Source organism: Vibrio sp. ZF57, assembly GCF_001691235.1.
GTDB lineage: Bacteria > Pseudomonadota > Gammaproteobacteria > Enterobacterales > Vibrionaceae > Vibrio > Vibrio crassostreae_C.
The window spans coordinates 247591-271463 of the sequence record NZ_MAKD01000137.1 but is presented as its reverse complement, the minus strand read 5'-3'; the positions used below and the strand labels follow the sequence as shown (position 1 = coordinate 271463).

Sequence of the window (23873 nt, the reverse complement as noted above, 5' to 3'; positions counted from 1 at the left end):
GCTATTCCTCCAGATTGAGCTTACGGCTTGAAACCTCGGCTTGGATGTATGAAATAAAGTCATCCACTTTAAATTTGCCAAGGTCCTTACCTTTACGTGTACGTACTGCAATTTCGCCGGCTTCCATTTCTTGGTCACCACACACAAGCATGAACGGTACACGTTTCAAAGTATGTTCGCGGATTTTAAAGCCAATCTTCTCATTTCTCAAGTCTGCTTTGACTCTAAATCCACTTTTTTGCAGTTTTTTCGTAATTTCTTGCACATATTCAGACTGTTTGTCTGTAATGCCCATTACAACTGCTTGTTCTGGCGCCAACCACGTTGGGAAGAAGCCAGCGTATTCTTCAATAAGAATACCAATGAAGCGTTCTAGTGAACCTAAAATCGCGCGGTGGATCATAACTGGCGTGTGACGCTCGTTATCTTCACCTACGTAAGTAGCACCTAAACGTTCTGGTAATGCAAAATCGAGCTGCACTGTACCACATTGCCAAGCGCGGTCCAAACAATCATGCAAAGTAAATTCAATCTTAGGTCCGTAGAACGCACCCTCGCCTTCTTGAATCTCGTATGCAATGTCCATTGCCTCTAGCGCTTGCTTAAGGTCAGCCTCTGCACGGTCCCACATTTCGTCTGAACCTACACGCTGTTCTGGACGAGTAGATAGCTTAACAACGATGCTTTCGAAGCCGAAAGTTGTGTAAGTATCGTAAACCATTTCAATACAAGCTTTAACTTCTTGTTGAACTTGGTCTTCAGTACAGAATACGTGAGCATCATCTTGAGTGAAGCCACGAACACGCATAATGCCGTGAAGTGCGCCAGACGGCTCGTTACGGTGACATGAGCCGAACTCAGCCATACGTAGCGGTAGATCACGGTAAGATTTCAAACCTTGGTTGAAGATTTGAACGTGACCAGGACAGTTCATTGGCTTGATAGCGTATTCACGGTTCTCTGAAGAAGTAGTGAACATCGCTTCAGCGTACTTATCCCAGTGACCAGAGCGTTCCCAAAGAACACGGTCCATCATTAATGGGCCTTTAACTTCTTGGTAATCGTACTCAGTCAGTTTTTGACGAATAAATACTTCTAGCTCACGGAAGATAGTCCAACCGTTGTGGTGCCAGAACACCATGCCTGGTGCTTCTTGCTGCATGTGGAATAGGTCAAGCGCTTTACCGATTTTACGGTGGTCACGTTTAGCCGCTTCTTCTAGGCGCACAAGGTGAGCTTTAAGTGCCTTCTTGTCGTGGAATGCAGTGCCGTAGATACGTTGAAGCATCTTGTTGTCACTGTTACCACGCCAGTATGCACCCGCTACGTTAAGTAGAGTGAAGTGCTGGCAGAAGCTCATGTTAGGCACGTGTGGACCACGACACATATCGATGTATTCTTCGTGATGGTACAGGCCTGGACGATCGTCTTTAGAAACGTTCTCGTCCAAGATTTCAATCTTGTAAGTCTCGCCGCGAGCTTCGAATGCGTCGCGCGCTTCCTGCCAGCTAACTTTCTTCTTAACAACCTGGTATTTGGTCTTCGCTAGCTCTTTCATGCGCTTTTCGATCTTTTCTAGATCGTCTTGCGTTAGAGAGTGCTCAAGATCGATATCGTAGTAGAAACCGTTATCGATAGTAGGACCGATCGCCATTTTCGCTTCTGGAAAAAGCTGCTTAACCGCGTGGCCTAAAAGGTGAGCACAAGAGTGACGAACGATTTCAAGGCCATCAACTTCATCTTTAGCTGTGATGATTTCTAGGCTTGCATCGTTTTCGATAAGATCACAAGCATCAACACGCTCGCCGTCTACACGACCAGCAATGGTAGCTTTCGCAAGACCAGGACCGATTGATAGGGCAACATCTAGAGTTGATACAGGGTTGTCAAATTGACGCTGACTACCGTCAGGAAGAGTAATAATTGGCATTATTTGTCCTTTACAGTGGTGTTGCACACCAAGCAACACATGAAAATGTTTAATATATGTCTTTCAATCAACGAGTACGCTGATTGGGGATATATGCATAATAAATATACCCACATAGAAGCAAATACAGATGCCACATCTGTGAGTAGCCGAACATTGTAACGAAATAATATGAAATGACAATGTTAGTCCCGCAGCACCACAAAACTATATGACTGAAATGTCTCTTCTATATAGGACCTTCTAACACCCTAAGCTAACGTTCAATGATTGGTTCTTTGTCTTTATTTACAAACAAAAAAACCGAACGGTTAAGTTCGGCTATAGAAATCGTACTGTCTTGTCTCTATTAATAGAAAAAGCGACTACTAACAGAAAGAGCAACTACGCACTTATGATTCTTGAGATGGCGTTGCGAATGTCTGAATCGGCAGCGTTCGCAGGCAAGCTGAATGAGATGTACTGGTCGCCACGGAAGCTCATTGAGCGATCGATTTCTGCGAGGCAGTGAACCATTGAGCCTTCAACGATGAATGACAGCTCGATCTCTTTATTATTCATGAAACCGCCACTACGAAATTCAATCTCTTGGTAACAACCAGAGCGAGAAGCAAAGCTATTGCCTTTTAAGAAGCCCTTCTCTACGTCTGCTTTCACCATTGTCATGCCCGATACTTCGACACCTTGGATAATTTTAGCAACTGTTGGCAATGGGTGTACGGAGATAAAGTCACGGTCTTTAGGGTCAATCGCGAAGCCTATATCTAGGTTGGTTTCAACCCACACATGGCATTGGTTCATTTGTGCGTTCAACGCGGTGACTGGCGTTTCATCATTTAACTTAAGACGGAATGGCACCAGTTTGGTTTCGCCCGGTTGGATAACAAAAGGTTCTACCGCTTGAATACGACCCAGTGAAAAGGTTTCGTAGCTGGTGCTGTCTTCCGTTTCTACTTTTACTTCTGTGTTGAGAACCAAGTTGATCAGGTCGATTTGTTGCTCAACGTCACCACCAACAATGTGAACATTGCCAGACAACTCTCCACCTTGGAAAACTTCAATATTATCTAAGACAGTATCAACCTTTGCTGCACCGATGCCCAACGAGGCCTTTAATTTCTTAAACATATTATTTCCCTTTCTAATTATCTGATTTACGAATAGTTATTGCGTGACAATTTGCGACACTTGCCTCACAGAATCAAGCAATTTGCCCCATCTATGTTGAATAAGGTCACATTGCCCGAGGAAATGTTGAAATCGTGAAAAATTCCGTTACTCTATTTGTATAGTCAAATAAGGTTTCATTATGTCGAAAGCGCCGCTCTACCTTCAGATAAAACAGTTCATAGACGATAATATCAACAGTGGTCACTGGCCAGTGGGTTACCAGATAACCACAGAACTCGAACTCACAGAGCAGTTCAATGTGAGTCGAATGACGGTCAATAAAGCCATTCGAGATCTTGTGTCTGAAGGCAAACTCATCAGGAAGCCAAGGCTAGGTACTTTTGTTTGTGAACCAGACGAAAAAGCGCAATCTCCGCTGCTTGATATCAACAACATAGCGCAAGAGATCAAAGACCGAGGCCAAACGTATACTAGCCAAGTTATCAAGCACGATAGTATCAAGGCTGATGAAAGCACCGCTACACGGTTAGGTGTGATGATTAACGCAGAAGTGTTCTATAGTGAAATCATACACTTTTCGGACAACGCACCGATACAACTGGAAGCACGCTGGGTGAATTCTCAAGCCGCTCCAAAATACCTAGAGCAAGATTTTTCAACCTCTACCCCCAATGAATACCTTTCAAAAAGCTGCCCGTTGAGTGCTATCGAGCATACGGTTGAAGCCATTATTCCTGACTCTCAAATCAGAACGTCACTAAAGCTATCTGAATCAGAGCCTTGCCTTCTTTTGAATAGAAGAACATGGAGCAAAGAGCGCCTCATCAGCTTTGCATTGCTCTACCATCCTGGCTCTAAGTACAAATTAAGCTCCAAGATACTTCTAGATTAAAGAACATCATCCTGATCGCCGATCACATTTTTGCAACATCAACTTGATTCGGGGCAGCGTTTAGCCTATTTATTTGTATATACATTTAATGTTTAGCAAAGATCTAGGTGATTATGAATTTGATCCTCAAAAGCGCACGAGTGGTCTCCATGAGTTCGGGAGTCGACGGTTATCAGCCCTCCTCTCCTCAAGATATCGTTATCGAAAGCGGTAAAATCGTGTCCATCTCTTGTTCAAACCAAGACGTACTTGCTTCTGAGTTAGAACAAGTAAGTATTGATGGTTCTTTGGATTACATCACCTATGATTGCAAAAACAAGTTAGTCACCCCTGGGCTGATTGATTGCCACACTCACCTCGTATTTGCGGGTAATCGTGCCAATGAATTTGAGCAGCGTTTGAATGGTGTGTCTTACACCGACATCGCCAAGCAAGGCGGTGGTATTTTAGCGACAGTAACCGCAACGCGCGCAGCACAAGAATCTGAACTGGTTGAAATGGCACTACCTAGGCTCGATGGCCTACTAAGAAGTGGCGTAACCAGCATCGAAGTAAAATCCGGCTATGGTTTAACTCTTGAAGATGAGCTCAAGATGTTACGTGCAGCCAAAGCGTTAGAGAATCATCGCCGAATTAAGATCACCACCACTCTCCTTGCAGCCCATGCTGTGCCACCCGAATATAAAGAACAACCGGACAGCTATATCGATCTGGTTTGCCAAGAGATCATTCCTAAAGCTGCAGAGCAAGGCCTAGCCGATGCGGTTGACGTGTTCTGTGAATCTATCGGCTTCAACCTTGAACAAACCGAACGTGTCTTTGCAGCAGCCAAAGCCCATGGGCTCGCGATTAAAGGCCATACAGAGCAGCTTTCTAATATGGGTGGCAGTGCGCTTGCAGCTAAATACGGCGCACTCTCTGTTGACCATGTTGAGTACCTTGATGAAACAGGAGTCAAAGCACTGGCTGAATCAGGCACAGTTGCCACCTTGCTACCCGGTGCTTTCTATTTCCTTAAAGAGACTCAACAACCGCCCGTTGCCCTACTTCTTGAACACAACGTTCCAATGGCGATCGCGACCGACCTAAACCCCGGCACTTCTCCCTTTGCTGATTTAACGCTGATGATGAACATGAGCTGCACCCTGTTTGGCACGACGCCTGAAGAAGCGCTGCGCGGTGTAACTTGTAACGCTGCTGCTGCCATTGGCGACTCACAAACCAAAGGCAAAATTGAAATTGGTTATGCCGCTGACTTAGCTATCTGGAATATCGATCACCCTGCTGACCTGAGCTATCAAGTCGGTGTTCCTCATCTGCATAAACGCATTGTTAATGGCGAGGTGTGTCATGACTCAATCTAATTCCAACGGCATTCAAGATAGCGCGGCAACCGTACATAACTTTGTGTGGACAGGGCGCAATGATCTTGAAGATGGCGCACTCGGCACACGCGTACATCACATTACCAAGCAAGTGCAACATAGTGACTTAAGTAACGAGCTTAATGACCGCGCCATCGCCTTGGTAGGCTTTGCCAGCGATGCTGGAGTTGCAAGGAATAAAGGACGCGTGGGCGCGAAACAAGCACCTAACCTGATTCGCCAAGCGTTAGCTAATATGGCTTGGCACAGTGACTCACACATTGCGGATCTTGGTGACATCGAGTGTAACGATGGTCAATTAGAAGTCAGCCAGAAACAGTGTGCTTCTGTGATTGCCAATGCGTTATCAACCAACAAAGTGATTACCCTTGGCGGTGGTCACGAGGTTGCTTGGGCATCGTTTCAAGGTCTTGCGGAACATTTACACCAAACGGAACACCGACATAAAACTAAACACCTTCATAAAGATCAGCCAGAACGCAAACCTAAGATCGGCATCGTTAACTTTGATGCTCACTTTGATCTTCGTGAATTTGAAAGCAACATCGCCGACGTTAAACCCAGTTCAGGTACGCCTTTTAATCAAATCAGCGATTACTGCCACAAGCATCAATGGCCGTTTCATTACGCTTGTCTTGGTGTGAGTGCGGCTAGTAATACCAAAGCGCTGTTTAATAAAGCTGACCAACTGGGCGTTTGGTATGAACACGACCGCAACATGACCCAAGTAAACCAAGTCGCTCAACTGGTTAAGTTGCAAAAATTCATCGCTGAATGTGATTACCTCTATCTCACCATTGATCTCGATGTATTCCCCGCAGCGACTGCGCCGGGCGTAAGTGCACCAGCGGCAAGAGGCGTGAGCTATGAAGCACTCGCTCCGTTTCTAGAACAGATTTTCAAACACAGTGAAAAACTCATTATCGCGGACATTGCGGAATACAACCCAGACTACGACATCGATGGCCAAACGGCTCGATTGGCGGCACGTTTGTGTTGGGATATAGCCAGTGCAATGGCCAGCGACTAATCCAGCTATACCGATAACTACAACTACAACTACAACTACAACGATATAACGTGAAACAGAAGGAATTCCAAAATGACGGAACACCACAACAGTGACCCTCGTCTCGACACGACTCGCGAAATTCGCGCACCTCATGGCACCACTTTGCGCGCTAAATCTTGGTTAACAGAAGCACCACTGCGTATGCTGATGAACAACCTAGACCCTGATGTGGCAGAACATCCACATGCACTGGTTGTGTATGGCGGTATCGGTCGCGCGGCACGTGATTGGAAATGTTATGACAAGATTGTTGAAGTATTAGAGCGTTTAGAAGACGACCAAACGTTGCTTGTTCAATCAGGTAAACCTGTGGGCGTGTTCCCGACACATAAAAACGCACCTCGCGTACTGATCGCTAACTCGAACCTTGTTCCACACTGGGCGAACTGGGAACACTTCAACGAGCTCGATAAAGAAGGCTTGATGATGTACGGCCAGATGACCGCAGGTAGCTGGATTTACATTGGCTCACAAGGCATCGTTCAAGGCACTTATGAAACGTTTGTCGCTATCGCGAAGAAGCACTTTCAAGGAGAAGCAAACGGCAAGTGGGTTCTAACGGGTGGTCTTGGCGGTATGGGCGGTGCTCAACCTCTCGCAGCGACTATGGCTGGCTTCTCGATGATTGCGGTTGAATGTGATGAATCACGAATCGATTACCGCTTGCGTACAGGCTATGTCGACAAAAAAGCCACCAGCATAGATGAAGCGATGGCAATGATTAAAGAATCAGACACACCAATCTCTGTTGGCCTACTCGGTAACGCAGCAGATGTATTCCCAGAGCTTGTTGAACGCAATATCACGCCTGACGTAGTGACTGACCAAACCTCTGCCCACGATCCGCTGAACGGCTACTTGCCGCAAGGTTGGACGATGGAGAAAGCAGCACAAGAACGTTTAATTGATGAAGCGAAAGTAGTGAAAGCCGCTAAGCAATCAATGGCGATTCAAGTTCAAGCTATGTTAGATCTTCAGTACCGTGGCGCTGCGACCGTAGATTACGGCAACAACATTCGCCAAATGGCACTTGAAGAAGGTGTGGAAAACGCGTTTGATTTCCCAGGTTTCGTTCCAGCCTATATACGACCTTTATTTTGTGAAGGCGTCGGTCCGTTCCGTTGGGCTGCCCTATCTGGCGACCCAGAAGACATCTACAAAACAGACCAAAAAGTAAAAGAACTGATTCCAGATAACCCGCATCTACACAACTGGCTAGATATGGCGCGTGAACGCATTCAGTTCCAAGGCTTACCGGCTCGTATTTGTTGGGTTGGCTTGAAAGATCGCGAACGTTTAGGCCAAGCATTCAATGAAATGGTTAAAAATGGCGAACTGAAAGCGCCGGTTGTTATCGGTCGTGACCACCTAGATTCAGGTTCAGTGGCAAGCCCGAACCGCGAAACAGAAGGCATGATGGACGGGTCAGATGCCGTATCAGATTGGCCTCTATTGAACGCTCTGCTAAATACTGCAGGCGGCGCGACATGGGTTTCTCTGCACCATGGTGGTGGCGTTGGTATGGGCTTCTCGCAACACTCAGGAATGGTGATTTGTTGTGACGGCAGTGAAGATGCATCACAGCGTATTGCTCGTGTACTTCACAACGACCCAGCAACAGGCGTTATGCGTCATGCTGATGCGGGTTACGATATTGCCAAGCAGTGTGCTAAAGAACAGAAGCTTGATTTGCCTATGCTAAACGAAGAACTTCGTCGCCTTTAATGTCTGGAGAAAACATGTTGAATTTATTACTTAAACCAGGACTTCTTGGCCTACCTGAACTGCGTGAGATTAGCCGTAGCCCTGTAAACTTATCACTTGACCCTGCAGCGATTCCTGATATTGAAGCGAGCATGCACGTTGTAGAACAAGTGATTGCTGAAGATCGCACTGTGTATGGCATCAATACGGGTTTTGGCTTATTGGCAAATACCAAAATTGCGCCTGAAGATTTAGAAGTATTACAGAAAAGTATCGTACTTTCTCACGCTGCGGGCATTGGCAAGTTCATGTCTGATGAAACCGTACGCTTGATGATGGTATTGAAGATTAACAGCTTGTCTCGCGGTTACTCGGGTATCCGACTCAAGGTCATCAACGCTCTTATCGATCTTGTGAACGCACAGGTTTACCCATGTGTTCCACAAAAAGGATCTGTGGGTGCTTCAGGAGATCTTGCTCCCCTCGCCCACATGAGTACGGTACTTCTAGGTGAAGGCCAAGCGCGCCACAACGGCAAAATCATCACTGGCTTAGAAGCAATGCAGATCGCTGGCTTGGAGCCAATCACACTTGCTCCGAAAGAAGGCTTAGCTCTGTTAAACGGCACACAAGCATCGACTGCCTTTGCATTAGAAGGTCTGTTCGCAGCGGAAGACTTGTTTGCGTCTGCAACCGTATGTGGTGCAATGTCTGTTGAAGCTGCACTGGGTAGTCGTCGTCCGTTTGACCCTCGAATTCATCGCGTTCGTGGTCATCGTGGTCAAATGGATGCCGCGCTTGCTTATCGCCATATGCTTGATCAAAAGAGTGAGATTGGTGAATCACACACTTGCTGTGAAAAGGTTCAAGACCCTTACTCGTTGCGCTGTCAGCCTCAAGTGATGGGTGCCTGTTTACAGCAAATTCGTAATTCAGCAGAAACGTTAAACGTTGAAGCGAACTCGGTATCGGATAACCCACTGGTATTTGCTGAAGACGGCGACATTATTTCAGGTGGTAACTTCCACGCAGAACCTGTGGCAATGGCAGCGGATAACCTAGCACTTGCGATTGCAGAAATTGGTAGCCTTTCTGAACGAAGAATGGCACTGCTGATTGATAGCGCACTAAGCAAACTTCCACCTTTCTTAGTCGATAACGGCGGCGTTAACTCAGGCTTTATGATTGCTCAAGTAACCTCTGCTGCTCTGGCAAGCGAGAATAAAACACTGGCACACCCAGCATCAGTAGACAGCCTTCCAACATCGGCAAACCAAGAAGATCATGTATCTATGGCAACCTTTGCGGGTCGTCGACTGCGTGACATGGCAGAAAACACCCGTGGCATCTTGGCTGTTGAATACTTAGCAGCAGCACAAGGCTTGGATTTTAGAGCACCAAATCTCTCTTCTCCTCGAGTAGAAGAAGCAAAACAGATACTGCGCGAGAAAGTCAGCTTCTACGACAAAGACCGTTACTTCTCACCTGATATCGAGCAAGCAAATCTACTGCTCAAATTATCAGTGCATAACCATCTAATGCCAGAAGGCCTACTGTGTAGCTTCTAAGGTTTGGCGAAATAGCACGTCATATAAACAGGGGCTATTGATTAGCCCTTGTTGCATTGAATCCAAGCCCCTATTCCCCTCAAAATCGTCACATACCATCCAACGTATTTATCTAATCGACTGATATATAAGCAAAGTTAACTGGATAGACCATTAGAACGAAGTTAGTTAGCTATAATCCACCCCAGATTTGATGACTAATAGCGATACTATGTTTCTGACACCTTACTTTTCTACTGAAGACAATCAATTTCAATTCACTCGTGAACAAGCAAGCCACTTTGCTAAAAAAGTAGCTGGCGATTTCAACCCGATTCACGATGAAGACAACAAGCGCTTCTGTGTACCTGGCGATCTTTTATTTGCAGTACTTCTGCAAAAAGAAGGCATCAGCCAAAAAATGCGTTTTGATTTTTCTGGTATGGTTGGTAACGGTATTGCGTTAAGCGTTGACAACAAGTGTGAAAAAGAGAGCTCACTTATCGATGCAAATGGTAAAGAGTACCTACACATGTCTTGTGAAGGTGAGAAGAGCCATGATCAAGCATTCATCGAGCACGTAGTAACAAACTACGTTAAGTTCTCTGGCATGAACTTCCCACACATCATGGTTCCTCTTATGGAAGAACAACAAATGATGATCAACTGCCAACGTCCTCTAGTGATTTACGAGAGCATGGAAGTTGAATTTACTCGCCTAGACCTGTCTCACCCAGAAGTTGAATTCTCTGGCGCGACTTTTGATGTTGAAGGAAAACGTGGCATCGTGACCCTGAACTTCGATTTCAAAGAAGACGGCGAAGTAGTAGGTAAAGGCGTGAAGCGTATGGTAGCAAGTGGCCTTAAGCCATACGACCAAGCTTCTGTAGACGACCTAGTAAACCGCTTCAACGAACGCAAAGAGATGTTTCTAGCTCAGTTCACAGCCGCTGCTTAATCAGCTCAAGAACAAGATCAATAAAGCCCAGCTTGATAATCTCAAGCTGGGCTTTTTTATTTCGATTACTAAGCCAGCACTCAAATCATCACTAAATCCAGCGTCTAACCTTTTGTTTGTAATCAACATATTCTGCGCCGAATAATTGTTCTAGTGCTCGCTCTTCGGGTTTGATTTGGAAGTAATTCATGTAGATTACGAAGCCAAAGCTAAGTAGTACACTGAAGATATTCTGGAAGAAGTAGCCAAAGCAAAATAGCAGGATGAACAACCCTAAGTACATTGGGTTTCGCGTGTAGCCAAAAATTCCACTGTCCACGACGGCTGAAGCGGTTTCTACTTTGATCGGGTTAACGGTGGTTTTCTGTTTTCGAAATTCCAATATGCCGGATATTCCGATCACACCACTCAATGTGACTCCGATTCCTAACACAATCATTCCATAAGGCAATGCCAGTGTCCCTTGGCTCAACTGTTGAGCGCAGAAGTATGATGCTACGAATACAATAATGAACAGTGCAACTGGTGGTACTTTTAATTCTAGAAATTTCATACTTTTCCTTATTAACATTCCTTTGTTAGTTTAGAAAAAAGCCCAGCAATTGCTGGGCTAAATGTATTAGAGAATTTTTGCTAGCGCCTGTAATGGGTGAGCAAGCTTCTCACCTTCAAAACGCTTCACTTGGCTGCGGCAAGAATAGCCCGTCACCAAGCAACGATCTTTTGGTAAGTCCTGCATTTGAGGCTTCCAGCTTAAACCATATATGTCTTTCGACATTTGTAGCTTATCGACTTCGTGGCCGAAAGTTCCCGCCATACCACAACAGCCGACAGGAACGCTGGTTAACGCCGCCCCAAAGTGTTTGAAGATAGTACCCCACTCTTTTTCAGCGTTCGGCATTTTGGTTTTCTCAGTACAGTGAGCAAACAAGTACCACATATCTTCACTTGCTGAGCGTGCTTCGAACTCACCTAGCGATGGCATTAACCATTCATGCACAGTAAGTACATCAAAGTCGCCGCGCTTGTCACCTAAGATCTCGACGTATTCATCGCGGTAACAAAGCACAAGAGCAGGATCAACACCGACCAAAGGAATTCCGATATCCGCCACCATCGACAAGAAATCCGAAGTCGATTTCGCCTCACGTGCAAAACGATTTAAGAAGCCCTTGATGTGCAACGCTTTACCATTAGGTTTGAACGGCAGCAGTACCGGAGTTTTGCCAAGTTTTTGAGCCAGAGTGACAAAGTCTTCAATCACCTCGGCATCATAGAAGCTGGTAAACGGGTCTTGAACGATCAGCACATGCTGTTTCTTCTGTTCAGAAGACAAGCCTTCTAAATACTGTAAATCGAAGAGTTGCAGCTCTTTACTCGCTAGACGATTTTTGAGCGTAGGCACCGACATCAATGGTGCATCAACATAACCGACCGTTTTAGCTGTTGCCGTTTGGATCCACTTTTGACCCAATGCAGCGTTGACTACTTTTGGCGCTTTCGCCATCAGCGGCAGCATGGTTTCAATGTTGGCAACTAGATAATCTTTTGCAGGGCGCTGGTAACGCGAGTAGTAGATGTTCAAGAATCGAGAACGGAAACTTGGTACATCGACTTTGATCGGACATTGACTCGCACACGCTTTACACGCCAAACAACCGTTCATCGCCTCATGAACTTCATGCGAGAAATCGTACTCATGGCGTTTGTTCATCGTATTGCGAACACGCTCAATCATAGTCTTAACGGGTGTGTTGTCTTTCAACGCTTCTTGCTCAAGGTCGAGAATATCAACGCCTTGTTCAGTCAGTTGACGCAACCACTCTCTTACCAAGCCTGCGCGGCCTTTGGGTGAGTGACGTCGGTCAGCCGTAACTTTCATTGAAGGACACATTGGCGAGCTAGTATCGTAGTTGAAACACAAGCCGTTACCGTTACATTCCATTGCTTGTTTGAAGCTGTCACGAACTTGTACGTCGATCTGACGGTCGTAGAAACCACGCTTGGTATCGGTGACTTTCACCAATTCAGCGTCACTTTCTAAAGGCGTACAGATCTTGCCTGGGTTCATCTTGTTGTGCGGGTCGAATGCTGCTTTAATACGTCTTAATTCGGTAAACAGCTCTTCACCAAAGAAGTCTGGGCCATACTCAGAACGGAAACCTTTACCGTGCTCGCCCCACATTAAACCGCCGTATTTCGCCACCAGCTTAACCACTTCATCAGAGACTTCATGCATCAATGCTTCTTGCATCGGGTCACACAGATCCAATGCTGGACGAACGTGTAATACGCCCGCGTCAACGTGACCAAACATGCCGTAATTCAACTCTTTTGAATCGAGTAACACTCTAAATTCAGAGATGAAATCCGCGAGGTTTTCTGGTGGTACACAAGTATCTTCAGCAAAAGCGACTGGCTTAGCTCGGCCTTTCGCCGCACCTAACAGACCCACTGCTTTCTTACGCATGTTGTAGATTCGGCCAATGCTCGCCAAATCGCTACAAACTTGAAAACCAATCACGCCGGCTTCTTCGCTTTCAACCATGGTTTCAAGGCGTGCAGTCAGCGCTTGAACTTGCTGTTCAACTTCCGCTTCATCTTGGCCTGCAAACTCAACCATGTTGATGCCAAGCATCTCTTTGTTCGGAACATCAGTCAGCAAATCGCTCACGGTGTGCCAAACGATGTCTTGCTTCGCTAGGTTCAATACTCTTGAATCTACCGTTTCAACAGACAGTGCTTTCGCTTCCACCATGAACGGCGCATTACGCAGCGCAGAATCAAACGTGTTGTATTTCACGTTAACCAGTGTGCGCGCTTTTGGAATCTTGGTTAGGTTTAACTTTGCTTCCGTGATGAATGCTAAAGAACCTTCAGCGCCACATAGAACGCGAGTTAGGTCAAAGCTGTCATCTTGTTCGTTGATTGCATTCTTTAGGTCATAGCCTGTTAAGAAGCGATTCAGCGGAGGGAATTTATCTAAGATTTGAGCGCGTTTGTCTCGACAAACCGCCTCTGTCACCACAAGTGCATGGTGAGCGAATTCACCCTCTACAGGTAAGCCGTGTGATAAATCAGATTCTAGACATGAACCATCTGCGAACACCGCTTGCAGCGACAATACATGGTCAGACGTTTTGCCGTACTTCAATGACCCTTGGCCCGAAGCATCGGTATTGATCATGCCACCCAAGGTTGCTCGGTTACTGGTAGAAAGGTCTGGAGAGAAAAAGTAACCATAAGGGCGAACAGCGTCGTTCAATTGATCTTTAACGACACCAGACTGAACTCTTACCCAGCCCTCTTTCTCGTTAATCTCAAGAACCTTATTCATGTATCGCGACAGGTCAACCACGACACCTTTTGTTAAAGATTGTCCGTTGGTTCCGGTACCGCCGCCACGAGGGGAAAAAGTCACGCGTTCGTAAGCGGATTTAGAAACCACTTTACCGATAAGCACAACGTCTTGCGTTGTTTTAGGAAGGATGACCGCCTGCGGCAATTGCTGATAGACACTATTATCAGTCGCCACAGCCAAACGGCTAGAATATTGAGATTCAATGTCGCCAGTAAAGCCCGCTGTTTTTAGTTCATCTAAAAAGCGTACGACAACTGGATCGACATCAGCATTGAGTTGAAGTCTTGGTAACATTTGCTTCCTGCCCCTACTTCGCTGATCCTATCAGCATTGGGTTATCTGAGATTTATAATAATTTTCTTTGAATTTCGTCACTTTACTACTATTAAGATCATATAAAAAGGTGATCAAATCAGAATCTCAGTGCAAGAATGGAGAAATAGTCACTTTCGTCTTAATTCAGTAACAATATACTGAATAACATTTTGTTTAAGACATCTCCACGAGCACATCACAATGAAAAAAAACAAAACAGTCACAACTGAAGATATCCTTCTTAAACTATGCCAATCAGTCTCAAGCGTACTGACTTCAGCGACGGCTTCTCAGGTGTCCTATTCAGCCATGGTTCAAAAGATCAACAAGACAAGCCTAAAGCCAGATTTTGGTTGCTTCGTTCTGTTTGACGGCGGCTTTTCTGGTCTCGTTGTTATTAATTTTACGTCCAAAGCAGCGCTAGAGATCTACACCAATTACATGCGCAATATGGGCATGCCTGAAAACGAGCTTGCTGTGCTTCATACTTCAGACGAAGTGGGTGATGTATTGGGTGAGTTGATGAACCAATTAGTTGGCGATTTCACCAATAAAATCCGCAAAGAGCTGCAAACCAACATCACACAAAACCAACCGAAAATGCTGGCTCTGAACAAGCAAGTTAACCTTTCTGTTGATACCAATCTCGACCGTCCACAAGCTCGTCGTGTGACCTTCTCTACCGCTAATAACAACATCTTCTACCTTGAGCTTGCGATGGATAAGACTGAGTTCATTCAATTAGAAGAATTTGAAATCGCAGAAGACGAATGTCCAGATAGCATTCTTGAGGCGACTCAGAAAAAAATGCAAGAAGCGAACAAGCCAGCTCAAAGCTCTGGCAATGATTCTGCGGCAGATCTACTCGATGAACTGGGTATCTAGTTTACGAATGCTCTAGACATATTGAAAAAACGTGTCACTAACGCCATCAATACGCTTGATGGCGTTTTTGTTTTTACCGCCAACTGGGCTCATGCAGTTCAATGTTCACCGCCTTCCTTGTTCATCAAACCAGTTTTGCCTTTCTGTTACCCGCGAAAACATGTAAAATGTTGGACTTTTAAAAATTTGCGGTACTGATTAAATTGTCGATGGATAAGAAAAAAGCCCTAAAGAAAATTGCCAAGTGTCTTGAGCTTGGAAATTCTGCGAACGTCAATGAAGCTGCCAATGCGATAAAAATGGCGCATAACTTGATGCTGAAATATGGTCTCGAAAAAGACGATATTGAATTTATCAAGATGGGGAAAACTCAGTCCAGTCACCTGTTACCTGCAAATATCAGTTCTACACTGCTGCGTGTTATTCGCGGTATCAACACCAAATTTGGCGTAGAAGCCGTATTGCTGAATCATAAAGGCCTAAAGCGTGTTGAGTTCATTGGTGAAGCCGACCGCGCGATCTTCGCAGCGTTCGCTTTCGATATCATTTATCGTGAACTGAATGAACACACCGGCCAATTCAGAAATAGCTTTGCTGGCTCTGGCACAGGGTCCTTAGAAGTGACACGCCGCGTGAACTCGTTTGTTTCAGGCTGGGTTGAAGGTGCGCTTGAAAAGCTACCAACTATTACCCCAGACGACGAATCAAACAACAAGATCAATAATTACATTGATAAAGAATTCAAAAATATCGACCGTGAAACGTTCAAACAGCAACTGAGAGAAGCGATGAAAAACCTCACCGCCGATTATGAAGTTGGTTTGAAGAAAGGTCGTAAATTGTCTGTTAATCGACCAGTTGGCGGTACCCAGGCAGCTAAAAAGATAACTAAATCATAGAGCCACTTTACATTGCTTCGACGTATTGATAAAAACCATCAATAAGATTTACAGGACTATGTTTGTCACTCGGATTCATTCGTTTGACAGAAGTACATGATGGAGAAATACGTTAAAAAAATCACACTAGCCCTAGCGCTTACTATCGCTTTAACGGGTTGTCAGGCAACTCAACGCCAAAACGCGACAACTGGCGAATCTGAGGCTAACTCTGCAACTCAAGGCGCTCTAATTGGTGCACTCGCTGGTGCCGTTGCTGGTGCTGCAACTGGTGACTCTAAAGACCGTGGTAAACGTGCACTTATTGGTGCTGCCGGTGGCGCCGCTGTTGGTGGTGGTATTGGTTACTACTTTGACCGACAAGAAGCTGCCCTTCGTGAAGAGCTAATGAATTCAGGCGTTCAAGTTGAACGTGTCGGTGAAAACCAACTTCTACTTCGCCTAGAAAACGGCATCGGTTTTGATTCTGGCTCTTACGCTTTGGAATCAAGCATTCACAATACCCTTCGCGGCGTTGCTCGCATCCTAGTTGAATACCCAGACACTAGCCTAGTGATTGAAGGTCACACTGACAGCGAATCGACGAACCAAATCCTTTCTGACCGTCGAGCTGAATCTGTTCGTGCATTCTTGATCTCTCAAGACGTTGCTGCAGGTCGTGCTATTGCTCGTGGTAACGGTGAGCGCTACCCTCTATGTGACAATAACACCTCTCAAGGTCGTGCTTGTAACCGTCGCGTAGAAATTCAAATCTTGCCGCTTAAGTAGCACGATTAAAGCCCAGTCCATCTTTATCTATTGAATTAACCTCTATATAGTTGTTTATCAGTTATGTTACTCATTTAACGTGATAATAATAATCAACGACCATAAAGCGTATTCATACTGACATATCGATTCTGGGCTTTTTTACGAGACTTATCTTTTGCTGATCCTATCCAACATTCTGTCATCATCATTTCTTAGAACACTATTTCTAGCCCTCACCTTTTCCACGATTCAACTGTCCACCACACATTTCGTGCACGCAGCAAGCAGTGATGAATTTTCACTAGAATCACAACCTCAAGATCCAGTTTCTCAATACCAATTGGCTCAAGCTTATGAATCGGGTGTCGACGTTCCTGTTAGCACCAGTGATGCATTGTATTGGTACACGCAGTCAGCAGAAAACGGCAACCCAAACGCGCAATTTAGACTGGGTGAATGGTACTTGGCAGGTACAGGTGTTGAACAAAGTAACAAGCTTGCTTTGGAATGGTTTATTAAAGCGGCGTTGCAAGGTAACCAGCGCGCACCTATCGAGGTAGCAAAAATCTACGAATCCTCGCTAGAACAAGACCTCCTTCAACCATTAGATAAAGCGCAGCTATGGTATGAAGCAGCCTTAAAAGATAATCCACAAGCAGAAGAGGGCTACAACCGCATTTTGGAAGCACAATTCAACCAGCAACGTGCAAAACAGATCTCTTCAATAGAACAGCTCGATGACAGCATCGACTCTGAAATAGACACCAGTCAGGGGGTATCTAAGCACGTTCAATCTAACCAAGCATCACGCTCTAACCTCTCCAGTTCTAACCTAACTAGCTCTGACTATATGATTGGTGCTGCGTTGGCCGTGTTGATTTCAATCATCAGCATTATTGCGACGCTCGTTATCTCAAGAAAAAGACAAGCTCTAAAGTCGGGTGATTCGCGACAGCAACAACAATCACTTGAAGCGCAGCTTAGCTCGAAGGACCTTACGATTAAGCAGCAAAAACGCCAGCTGAACACTATGTTCCACGAATTGAAGAAGCAGAAAAACAGCAAAGGTCTGAGTAATTTGCAGGTGGCCTGCGCGCTATTTGGCTACACACCTAGCTCAATCCCCGACCAGAAAAGCATCAAGATCCGATACAAACAGCTATCAAAGATCTACCATCCAGATGGTCACGGATGTGACGAAGAAATGAAACGTTTGAACAATGCGCTAAAAACCATTTTACAAAATGTTACAAAATCGTAAACAAACACACATCTTCATTTTCCTAGATCTCAAAGATATCGATTTTATTGGTGTTGCAATCGATCCCCCTCTCAAAAACGGGTAACAAACTATTAACTAATGGGTCTTACTTGTGTCATAATTTGCGCCGAAAATACACCTGACTTAAACAGGTGAGGAGAGAATATGTTCACAATAGAAGGCGTTTGTGATTGGTGCAAAAAGCCAAGCCTAGTTAAAAAGCACGACTACCTAGATGGTAAGTGTCATCATGCATGTAACGAGTGCAATGATATTGCAACCATTGATGTTCGCCAGTTCAATATTGGTGAAATGGAAATGAGAGCAAAACTCTCCCAAGCGACATTGAGATAAGCAACACCGTGAAATATAAGAAAGCGCCTAAGGCGCTTTTTTTGTGCCTGTGGTTTTAGATCTTCTTTCTTCTTTCTTCTTTCTTCTTTCTTCTTTCTTCTTTGTTCTCTCTTCTATACAGGTATATACAGTACTTTTCTGCAAAAACCAGTGTATACACCTGTATAAAGCTCACATTTATTCAACTTATGATACAAAACAGCAGATTCATTCAAATTTAATTTATCGAATACTTTCAATGATTTAATCATTTACCATCCATAACCTCAGACGAAATCGTCCAATAATCCCGCAAAAAACGCTTGATCTTATAAGCAACTAAAACTACTGTATACACATACAGCATGTATATAAGGACAGCAAAATGATTCAAGCACACGTTAAAGCACAACACTCTAGCCCGCTAGTTCACTGCGCATTTACATCAGTTTCTCGTAAAAGCAAAAATTCAAACGAGGAAGCGTTGTTTGCAAGAATGGCGTTGCTGTCCAATCAACATCAGTGGTTACTGTTTACGGCTCAAACACCAAGACCATCGGCTAAGCAGCTTAAGCAACATAATGTTTGCTGCGACCGCGTTATTCATATGAAAGCCTCTCATCAAATGACTGAGGTAGAGACTGTCGAGAAAGCAATCCGCTCTAAGAATGCGAGCGCGATTGTTGCAAGTGCATCGATTGATCAGTTCAGCCAACAGTACCTAAGAACATTAGGGTTACGCTTTCAATGTGAAGTCTTCTTTATGGATGCAAATTCAGAGCGTATTCACTAAGCCACCTTGCTTAATAACATGTTGGCTCAAAAACATGGTCCACAAACATAGCTTAATCTTTTAGCTAACAAACTTAATTTAACTTAAGAAACAATTCGCCAAAACACAGTCCAAACATACTGCCTTCCCCTGCCCTACAATTCGCCCATTTTTTAGCGGATTGTTAGGCGGGGGTTTTTATTTAAACAACAGATTTAGCAAACGTTTGCTTTTTCTCTGGAAGCAAATAGTAGATTGGGTATAATGCCCGTCTAATCATGTGCACACCGCACTTCTCTGTATGACGTTTGATAAAAGATAGGAATGTCTAAATGAGCCTTGCTGATCAAGTTCTTGCCGTAAATGATGACCTACCAATCCGTACTGATAAACCTGTCCACAGTGGCAAGGTTCGTTCGGTCTACTGGTTAACTGAAGAAGATAGCCAACGACTAATTAAAGAGAAAGGCTACGATGTAGCACCAGATGCGCCTTTAGCAATCATGGTGATCAGTGACCGTATCTCTGCATTTGATTGTATCTGGCGTGGTGAAGGGAATCTTAAAGGTGTTCCAGGTAAGGGAGCGGCTCTGAATGCTATCTCTAACCACTGGTTCAAATTGTTTAAAGACAACGGACTTGCTGACAGTCATATTCTTGATATCCCTCACCCGTTCGTATGGATTGTACAAAAAGCTCGCCCAGTCATGATCGAAGCGATTTGTCGTCAATACATCACTGGTTCAATGTGGCGTGCATACGCAAACGGCGAACGTGAATTCTGTGGTATCGAGATGCCTGAAGGCCTTGAGAAAGACAAGAAGTTGCCTGAGCTACTGATCACGCCTTCAACAAAAGGGATTCTGAAAGGTATTCCTGGCGTTCCAGAAGCTGACGATGTGAACATCACACGCAACAACATCGAAGATAACTTCGCAGCATTCAACTTTACTCAAGCAAGCGACATCGCGCATTACGAAAAACTTCTTAAAGAAGGCTTCAACGTAATCAGCCAAGCGCTAGCAAAAGTAGACCAAACCTTTGTTGATACCAAATTTGAGTTTGGCTACGTCAACGATGCTCAAGGCAAAGAAAAGCTTATCTACATGGACGAAGTCGGTACTCCAGATTCATCTCGCATTTGGGATACTCAGGAATATAACAACGGCAACATCGTTGAGAATTCAAAAGAAGGCTTCCGTCAGTTCTTGCTTAACTACTTCCCTGATGCCGACATTCTTTTGAATAAAGAGCGTATGCCAGAACGTGAAGCATTGGCTCGTGACAATGAACTTCCACTGGATTCTCTAATGTCTCTGTCTCGCACTTACCTTGATATCGCAGCGAAAATCACAGGTGCGGAGATCGTACTGAGCGAAAATCCTAAGCAAGAGATCATCGATGTACTGCGCGCTGACTATGGTCTAATCGACTAGTCGCTTAATTGCTAATTGCTTAATCGCTTAATCTCAAAATAAAAAGCTCGAAAGCTAATAAGCTCGTAGACTCAAGTTTTAGATACTAAAAGGGCCTCAATATTTGAGGCCCTTTTTACGTGTACGTTTTTACTATTCCTCGAGAGAGATTATAGGCGAGCTGAAGTTACAGCTTAATCGTGAACTCTTCTCCAGAATTACCCGCAATCACTAAATGACTGCGCGATTCAATATACTCGATCTGCTCTTCTTCAAGTGAATATGGCATCACCACTTTGAGCTCATTGATCCCTTCCAGCTTAGCGAGCTTGAGTAAGGTAACAATGTTCGACTCATCACTTTTACGCGTCGACATTGATTTCAATGCCATCTGCCATAAACGATCCTCTGGGGTGCCCAACTCTTTAATGCTATCTCGCCAGACGGTACTGAACACTGGCGCAATTGTGGTGAGTGCTTCCAGAAAAGTCCATTTTTTACTGCATGAGGCGCCAAGAAATGTTGTGTAATCGAACTCTACACGCGTCTCTTCCTGTTTATCCATGATGTCCCCCGACACTTTGGCAACACAATATACTCAATATCTATCAACTCTTTCTTTATAGCAATAGGATATAGAAGAATAGTCTTTTATGACCTTTTGATTGGTTAAAAAGGAATATAAAAATCAAACTTGTAACAAAATAAGCACTGAAAAATCATATATGCATCTATTTGATTAATATTTTAGAGATAAAACTTATCCATCTATTTGATATCAATTATTCGACTCGCTTTTTTGAACTGAATACGCCAACCAGACCATGTCGGTAGCTCCCAACGTTTTGGCGATAACTTTCGGCTACCCGACTGATAATGGACGTAAATCAGCTTTCTTGCGGGCAAGTATTCAACATCGAGTTGCAAGTCGGCAAGGCTCAATGCAAACGGGTATTTTTCCGAAAATTCTGAGTAGAGCCAAGTTGGAATGCCATCGAACGGTATGTCTGCATGATCGAACATTTCCAATTCGCTGACATCAGTAACACCTAGTACTTCAAGCTGCTCTATAAACCATAGCTCAAAGTTAATGTTCTCAATTTCTGGTGTGTATTTAGTTTGTTCATCGAGACCAAGTTTCACATACAACTGCCAGTGTTTGATTTCTTGAGTGCGAGCCTTTGCAAAACCGGGAAGCTGCTCTCCATTTAACACAAGGTCGACGATAGGTTTTAACGATAGTTGCCCTTCAGCGGCGACGAGTTTGGTTGTAATCGTGCGGCCTGCGTACACCAATGCCATCTCGGTAAAAACACCATCATCATTCACAACGGTTTCGCCTTGCTCCCACTCTCCTAGTTCAGCATCAATGAGAAGCTCAAGAGGAATGGGTGTCGTGACCGTCGCTAAGGTCAGTGTTTGCTTAACGCCTCTTCCCGGCAAGCTGTGAGTATCCAACACCAACATCGCTTGTGCATTATCAGGGAAACGGTTCTGACGACCGAGCACCACTTCTAAAACACCATTGGCAAAGGCTTCTTTCCTTTTCAGTCGGCGCACAAACACCAGTTCAGGATGCAGATTCACAATGGTCTTGAGCAATTCAATGCGTTGGAAACGTGACGCGACTTCTAACTGAGGAAGTTCAAATACCTCCCGCATTTGCTTCGCCAATCCTTGAGCTTCATTCAGAGCCTGTTGGTCGATGTCTAAATGCGGATATTCTCGACCGCGCACAATCTGAATCAACAGGCTTAAATCACACCCTTCCTTCTCTTGTTGCGCGAGCGCTTCAAGATGTTCTGCATTGTTTGGTAACTGATACAAGCGAGCAGGAACGGACAGCGCCGCAGTGAGATCAACCATCGCCTCTTTTAATGCTTTGGTTTTGATTCGAGTAACGATATCGGCATACAAAGCATCAATCGGCAACGGATACAGCTTTTTACCATGCTCGGTAACTTGATGGTCGGCGTTAATCGCTTCCATCGTCAGCAAGGTTTGAGTTGCACTGTTGAGTGATTTCTCTGGAATAGGGTCAAGGAAGGACAAGCTCTCAAGCGGAGATCCACAACATGCTGCGGCCAACATAGGTTCAGTCAGCTCTTCACGCTGCAATTCAGGCGGTGTGACTAACTCTAACGCCGCATGTTCACCATATAGACGCACGCAAACGCCATCCATTACCCTACCCGCGCGGCCAGCTCGCTGTTTGGCACTCGCTCGTGATATGGATTTAAGCATCAGTGTGGTTCTGCCATTACGCTGAACGGTGCGTCTCTCTAATCCTGAATCTATCACCACGCCAATGTCAGGAATGGTTAATGAGGTTTCTGCAACGTTGGTCGCAAGGATGACCTTTCTCAAACCATTACCTTCAGTATTGATATTCCGACCCGATAACGCTGAATCTCGCTCTTTATCACTGACCGACGCATGCAATTTAACAACTTGGATATCTGGATTTTTCGCTAAGGCTTGTTCGCATTGCACGATCTCTTTTTTACCCGGTAGAAAAACCAACATATCGCCAGAAGAAGCGATCAACTGATGATTAACTTCTTCCACGATGCGCTGCCCTAGATGTCGACTATCAGGCAGTGTTCTGGATTCATTCGCTCTGTGTTCAATCTCAACTTGATAAGTTCGCCCCTCGCAGCTAATTCGATTCGCATCCAAGTAATCAGCAAGACGCTCCCCTTCAATGGTTGCTGAAGTGATCACCAAGCGATGGCTCTCTTTTTGTTTCAGAATCGCCACCAGCAGATCAATGTCCCAGCGCCTCTCGTGAAACTCATCCACCACAATCACATCAAAACTGGCTAATCCGTCTTCTGATAACCAACGCAGCGCGATACCGGGCGTCACAAAAACAACGTTAGTTTGCTCGTTATACTCTGACTCAAGCTTAATCGCATAGCCAACCTTGCTACCAAGCTTCTCACCCGATTGCTGTGCGAGGTATTTAGCCAATGACGTACACGCGATACGTCTTGGTTCCACCACCAGCACTCGTCCATGCTGAGAAGCCCAAAGTGGCAGGCGCGTTGATTTACCTGATCCGGTTTCCGCCTCTACGACAAGGTGAGAATTAGCGATTTGTTCGTGGAATACGTTTTGATAAGCATCGATGGGAAGTAATGACATAAAATGGCGAGTAGCGAAAAAGTGTGAGCAAAGTATAACGAATTATCGTGTTGAAATTCGATAAGTGTGGGACAGAGGTAAGAATATCATTTTGTTTGCTCAGATCGCGGAGAAAC

General features: G+C 44.9%; 19 protein-coding genes. 13 read left to right on the top strand and 6 right to left on the bottom strand.

Annotation, left to right across the window (positions count from 1 at the left end; all coding sequences use genetic code 11):
* Position 1: 1 nt before the first annotated feature.
* Entirely contained in the window at positions 2-1930 is a 1929-nt protein-coding gene (gene thrS, locus A6D97_RS21050; protein ID WP_017059786.1) for a threonine--tRNA ligase, read from the bottom strand.
* A 384-nt stretch (positions 1931-2314) separates the two neighbouring features.
* A complete protein-coding gene (locus A6D97_RS21045) occupies positions 2315-3058 on the bottom strand; it encodes a sporulation protein (protein ID WP_065585197.1) in 744 nt (247 codons plus the stop codon).
* A 181-nt stretch (positions 3059-3239) separates the two neighbouring features.
* Between A6D97_RS21045 and hutC the strand changes: the two genes are divergently transcribed.
* From hutC to A6D97_RS21015, 6 genes are all read left to right on the top strand, one after another.
* Positions 3240-3953 carry a histidine utilization repressor gene (hutC, locus tag A6D97_RS21040; RefSeq protein WP_065585196.1) on the top strand — a complete coding sequence of 238 codons (714 nt, stop codon included), beginning with the start codon at positions 3240-3242 and terminating at the stop codon, positions 3951-3953.
* A gap of 113 nt (positions 3954-4066) precedes the next feature.
* Positions 4067-5317, top strand: a complete 1251-nt coding sequence (hutI, locus tag A6D97_RS21035) for an imidazolonepropionase (protein ID WP_065585195.1) — start codon at positions 4067-4069, stop codon at positions 5315-5317.
* Complete coding sequence (gene hutG, locus A6D97_RS21030; protein WP_065585194.1) at positions 5304-6368, top strand: formimidoylglutamase; 1065 nt, start codon at positions 5304-5306, stop codon at positions 6366-6368. The genes hutI and hutG overlap by 14 nt, the downstream gene beginning before the upstream one ends.
* A 72-nt stretch (positions 6369-6440) precedes the next feature.
* Positions 6441-8135, top strand: a complete 1695-nt coding sequence (gene hutU / locus A6D97_RS21025; RefSeq protein ID WP_061021576.1) for a urocanate hydratase — start codon at positions 6441-6443, stop codon at positions 8133-8135.
* Positions 8136-8149: 14 nt separating this feature from the next.
* Positions 8150-9682 (top strand): histidine ammonia-lyase, encoded by a 1533-nt coding sequence (gene hutH, locus A6D97_RS21020; protein WP_065585193.1) that lies wholly within the window; start codon positions 8150-8152, stop codon positions 9680-9682.
* A 211-nt stretch (positions 9683-9893) separates the two neighbouring features.
* Positions 9894-10619, top strand: coding sequence for a DUF3581 domain-containing protein (locus A6D97_RS21015; protein ID WP_017067089.1), 726 nt, complete (start codon positions 9894-9896; stop codon positions 10617-10619).
* Positions 10620-10710: 91 nt separating this feature from the next.
* On the opposite strand, the gene A6D97_RS21010 is transcribed toward A6D97_RS21015, so the two are convergent.
* Together A6D97_RS21010 and A6D97_RS21005 are read right to left on the bottom strand one after the other, a co-directional pair.
* Positions 10711-11172 carry an isoprenylcysteine carboxylmethyltransferase family protein gene (locus A6D97_RS21010; RefSeq protein ID WP_017066183.1) on the bottom strand — a complete coding sequence of 154 codons (462 nt, stop codon included), beginning with the start codon at positions 11170-11172 and terminating at the stop codon, positions 10711-10713.
* 66 nt (positions 11173-11238) lie between these two features.
* Positions 11239-14274: an FAD-binding and (Fe-S)-binding domain-containing protein gene (locus A6D97_RS21005; RefSeq protein ID WP_065585192.1), complete on the bottom strand. Its 3036-nt coding sequence runs from the start codon at positions 14272-14274 to the stop codon at positions 11239-11241.
* 222 nt (positions 14275-14496) lie between these two features.
* On the opposite strand from A6D97_RS21005, the gene A6D97_RS21000 reads away from it, so the two are divergent.
* The 7 genes from A6D97_RS21000 (at position 14497) to A6D97_RS20970 (ending at position 20631) form a co-directional block, all read left to right on the top strand.
* Positions 14497-15180 carry a DUF3334 family protein gene (locus tag A6D97_RS21000; RefSeq protein ID WP_017059770.1) on the top strand — a complete coding sequence of 228 codons (684 nt, stop codon included), beginning with the start codon at positions 14497-14499 and terminating at the stop codon, positions 15178-15180.
* 209 nt (positions 15181-15389) lie between these two features.
* Positions 15390-16079, top strand: a complete 690-nt coding sequence (locus tag A6D97_RS20995; protein ID WP_017059769.1) for a DUF2786 domain-containing protein — start codon at positions 15390-15392, stop codon at positions 16077-16079.
* Positions 16080-16178: 99 nt separating this feature from the next.
* Positions 16179-16847, top strand: coding sequence for an OmpA family protein (locus A6D97_RS20990; protein ID WP_065585191.1), 669 nt, complete (start codon positions 16179-16181; stop codon positions 16845-16847).
* 157 nt (positions 16848-17004) lie between these two features.
* Positions 17005-18090: a tetratricopeptide repeat protein gene (locus A6D97_RS20985; protein WP_065585190.1), complete on the top strand. Its 1086-nt coding sequence runs from the start codon at positions 17005-17007 to the stop codon at positions 18088-18090.
* A gap of 165 nt (positions 18091-18255) precedes the next feature.
* Positions 18256-18444 carry a hypothetical protein gene (locus A6D97_RS20980; RefSeq protein WP_017059767.1) on the top strand — a complete coding sequence of 63 codons (189 nt, stop codon included), beginning with the start codon at positions 18256-18258 and terminating at the stop codon, positions 18442-18444.
* A 364-nt stretch (positions 18445-18808) separates the two neighbouring features.
* Entirely contained in the window at positions 18809-19216 is a 408-nt protein-coding gene (locus A6D97_RS20975) for a SulA-like leucine-rich domain-containing protein (RefSeq protein WP_017055178.1), read from the top strand.
* Positions 19217-19527: 311 nt separating this feature from the next.
* Positions 19528-20631, top strand: coding sequence for a phosphoribosylaminoimidazolesuccinocarboxamide synthase (locus tag A6D97_RS20970; RefSeq protein WP_017055177.1), 1104 nt, complete (start codon positions 19528-19530; stop codon positions 20629-20631).
* Positions 20632-20797: 166 nt separating this feature from the next.
* Here the strand turns inward: A6D97_RS20970 and A6D97_RS20965 are convergent, their stop codons facing one another.
* Together A6D97_RS20965 and A6D97_RS20960 are read right to left on the bottom strand one after the other, a co-directional pair.
* Positions 20798-21175 carry a hypothetical protein gene (locus A6D97_RS20965; RefSeq protein WP_017059766.1) on the bottom strand — a complete coding sequence of 126 codons (378 nt, stop codon included), beginning with the start codon at positions 21173-21175 and terminating at the stop codon, positions 20798-20800.
* A gap of 203 nt (positions 21176-21378) precedes the next feature.
* Positions 21379-23757 (bottom strand): helicase-related protein, encoded by a 2379-nt coding sequence (locus A6D97_RS20960; RefSeq protein WP_065585189.1) that lies wholly within the window; start codon positions 23755-23757, stop codon positions 21379-21381.
* Between the last annotated feature and the right edge of the window lie 116 nt (positions 23758-23873).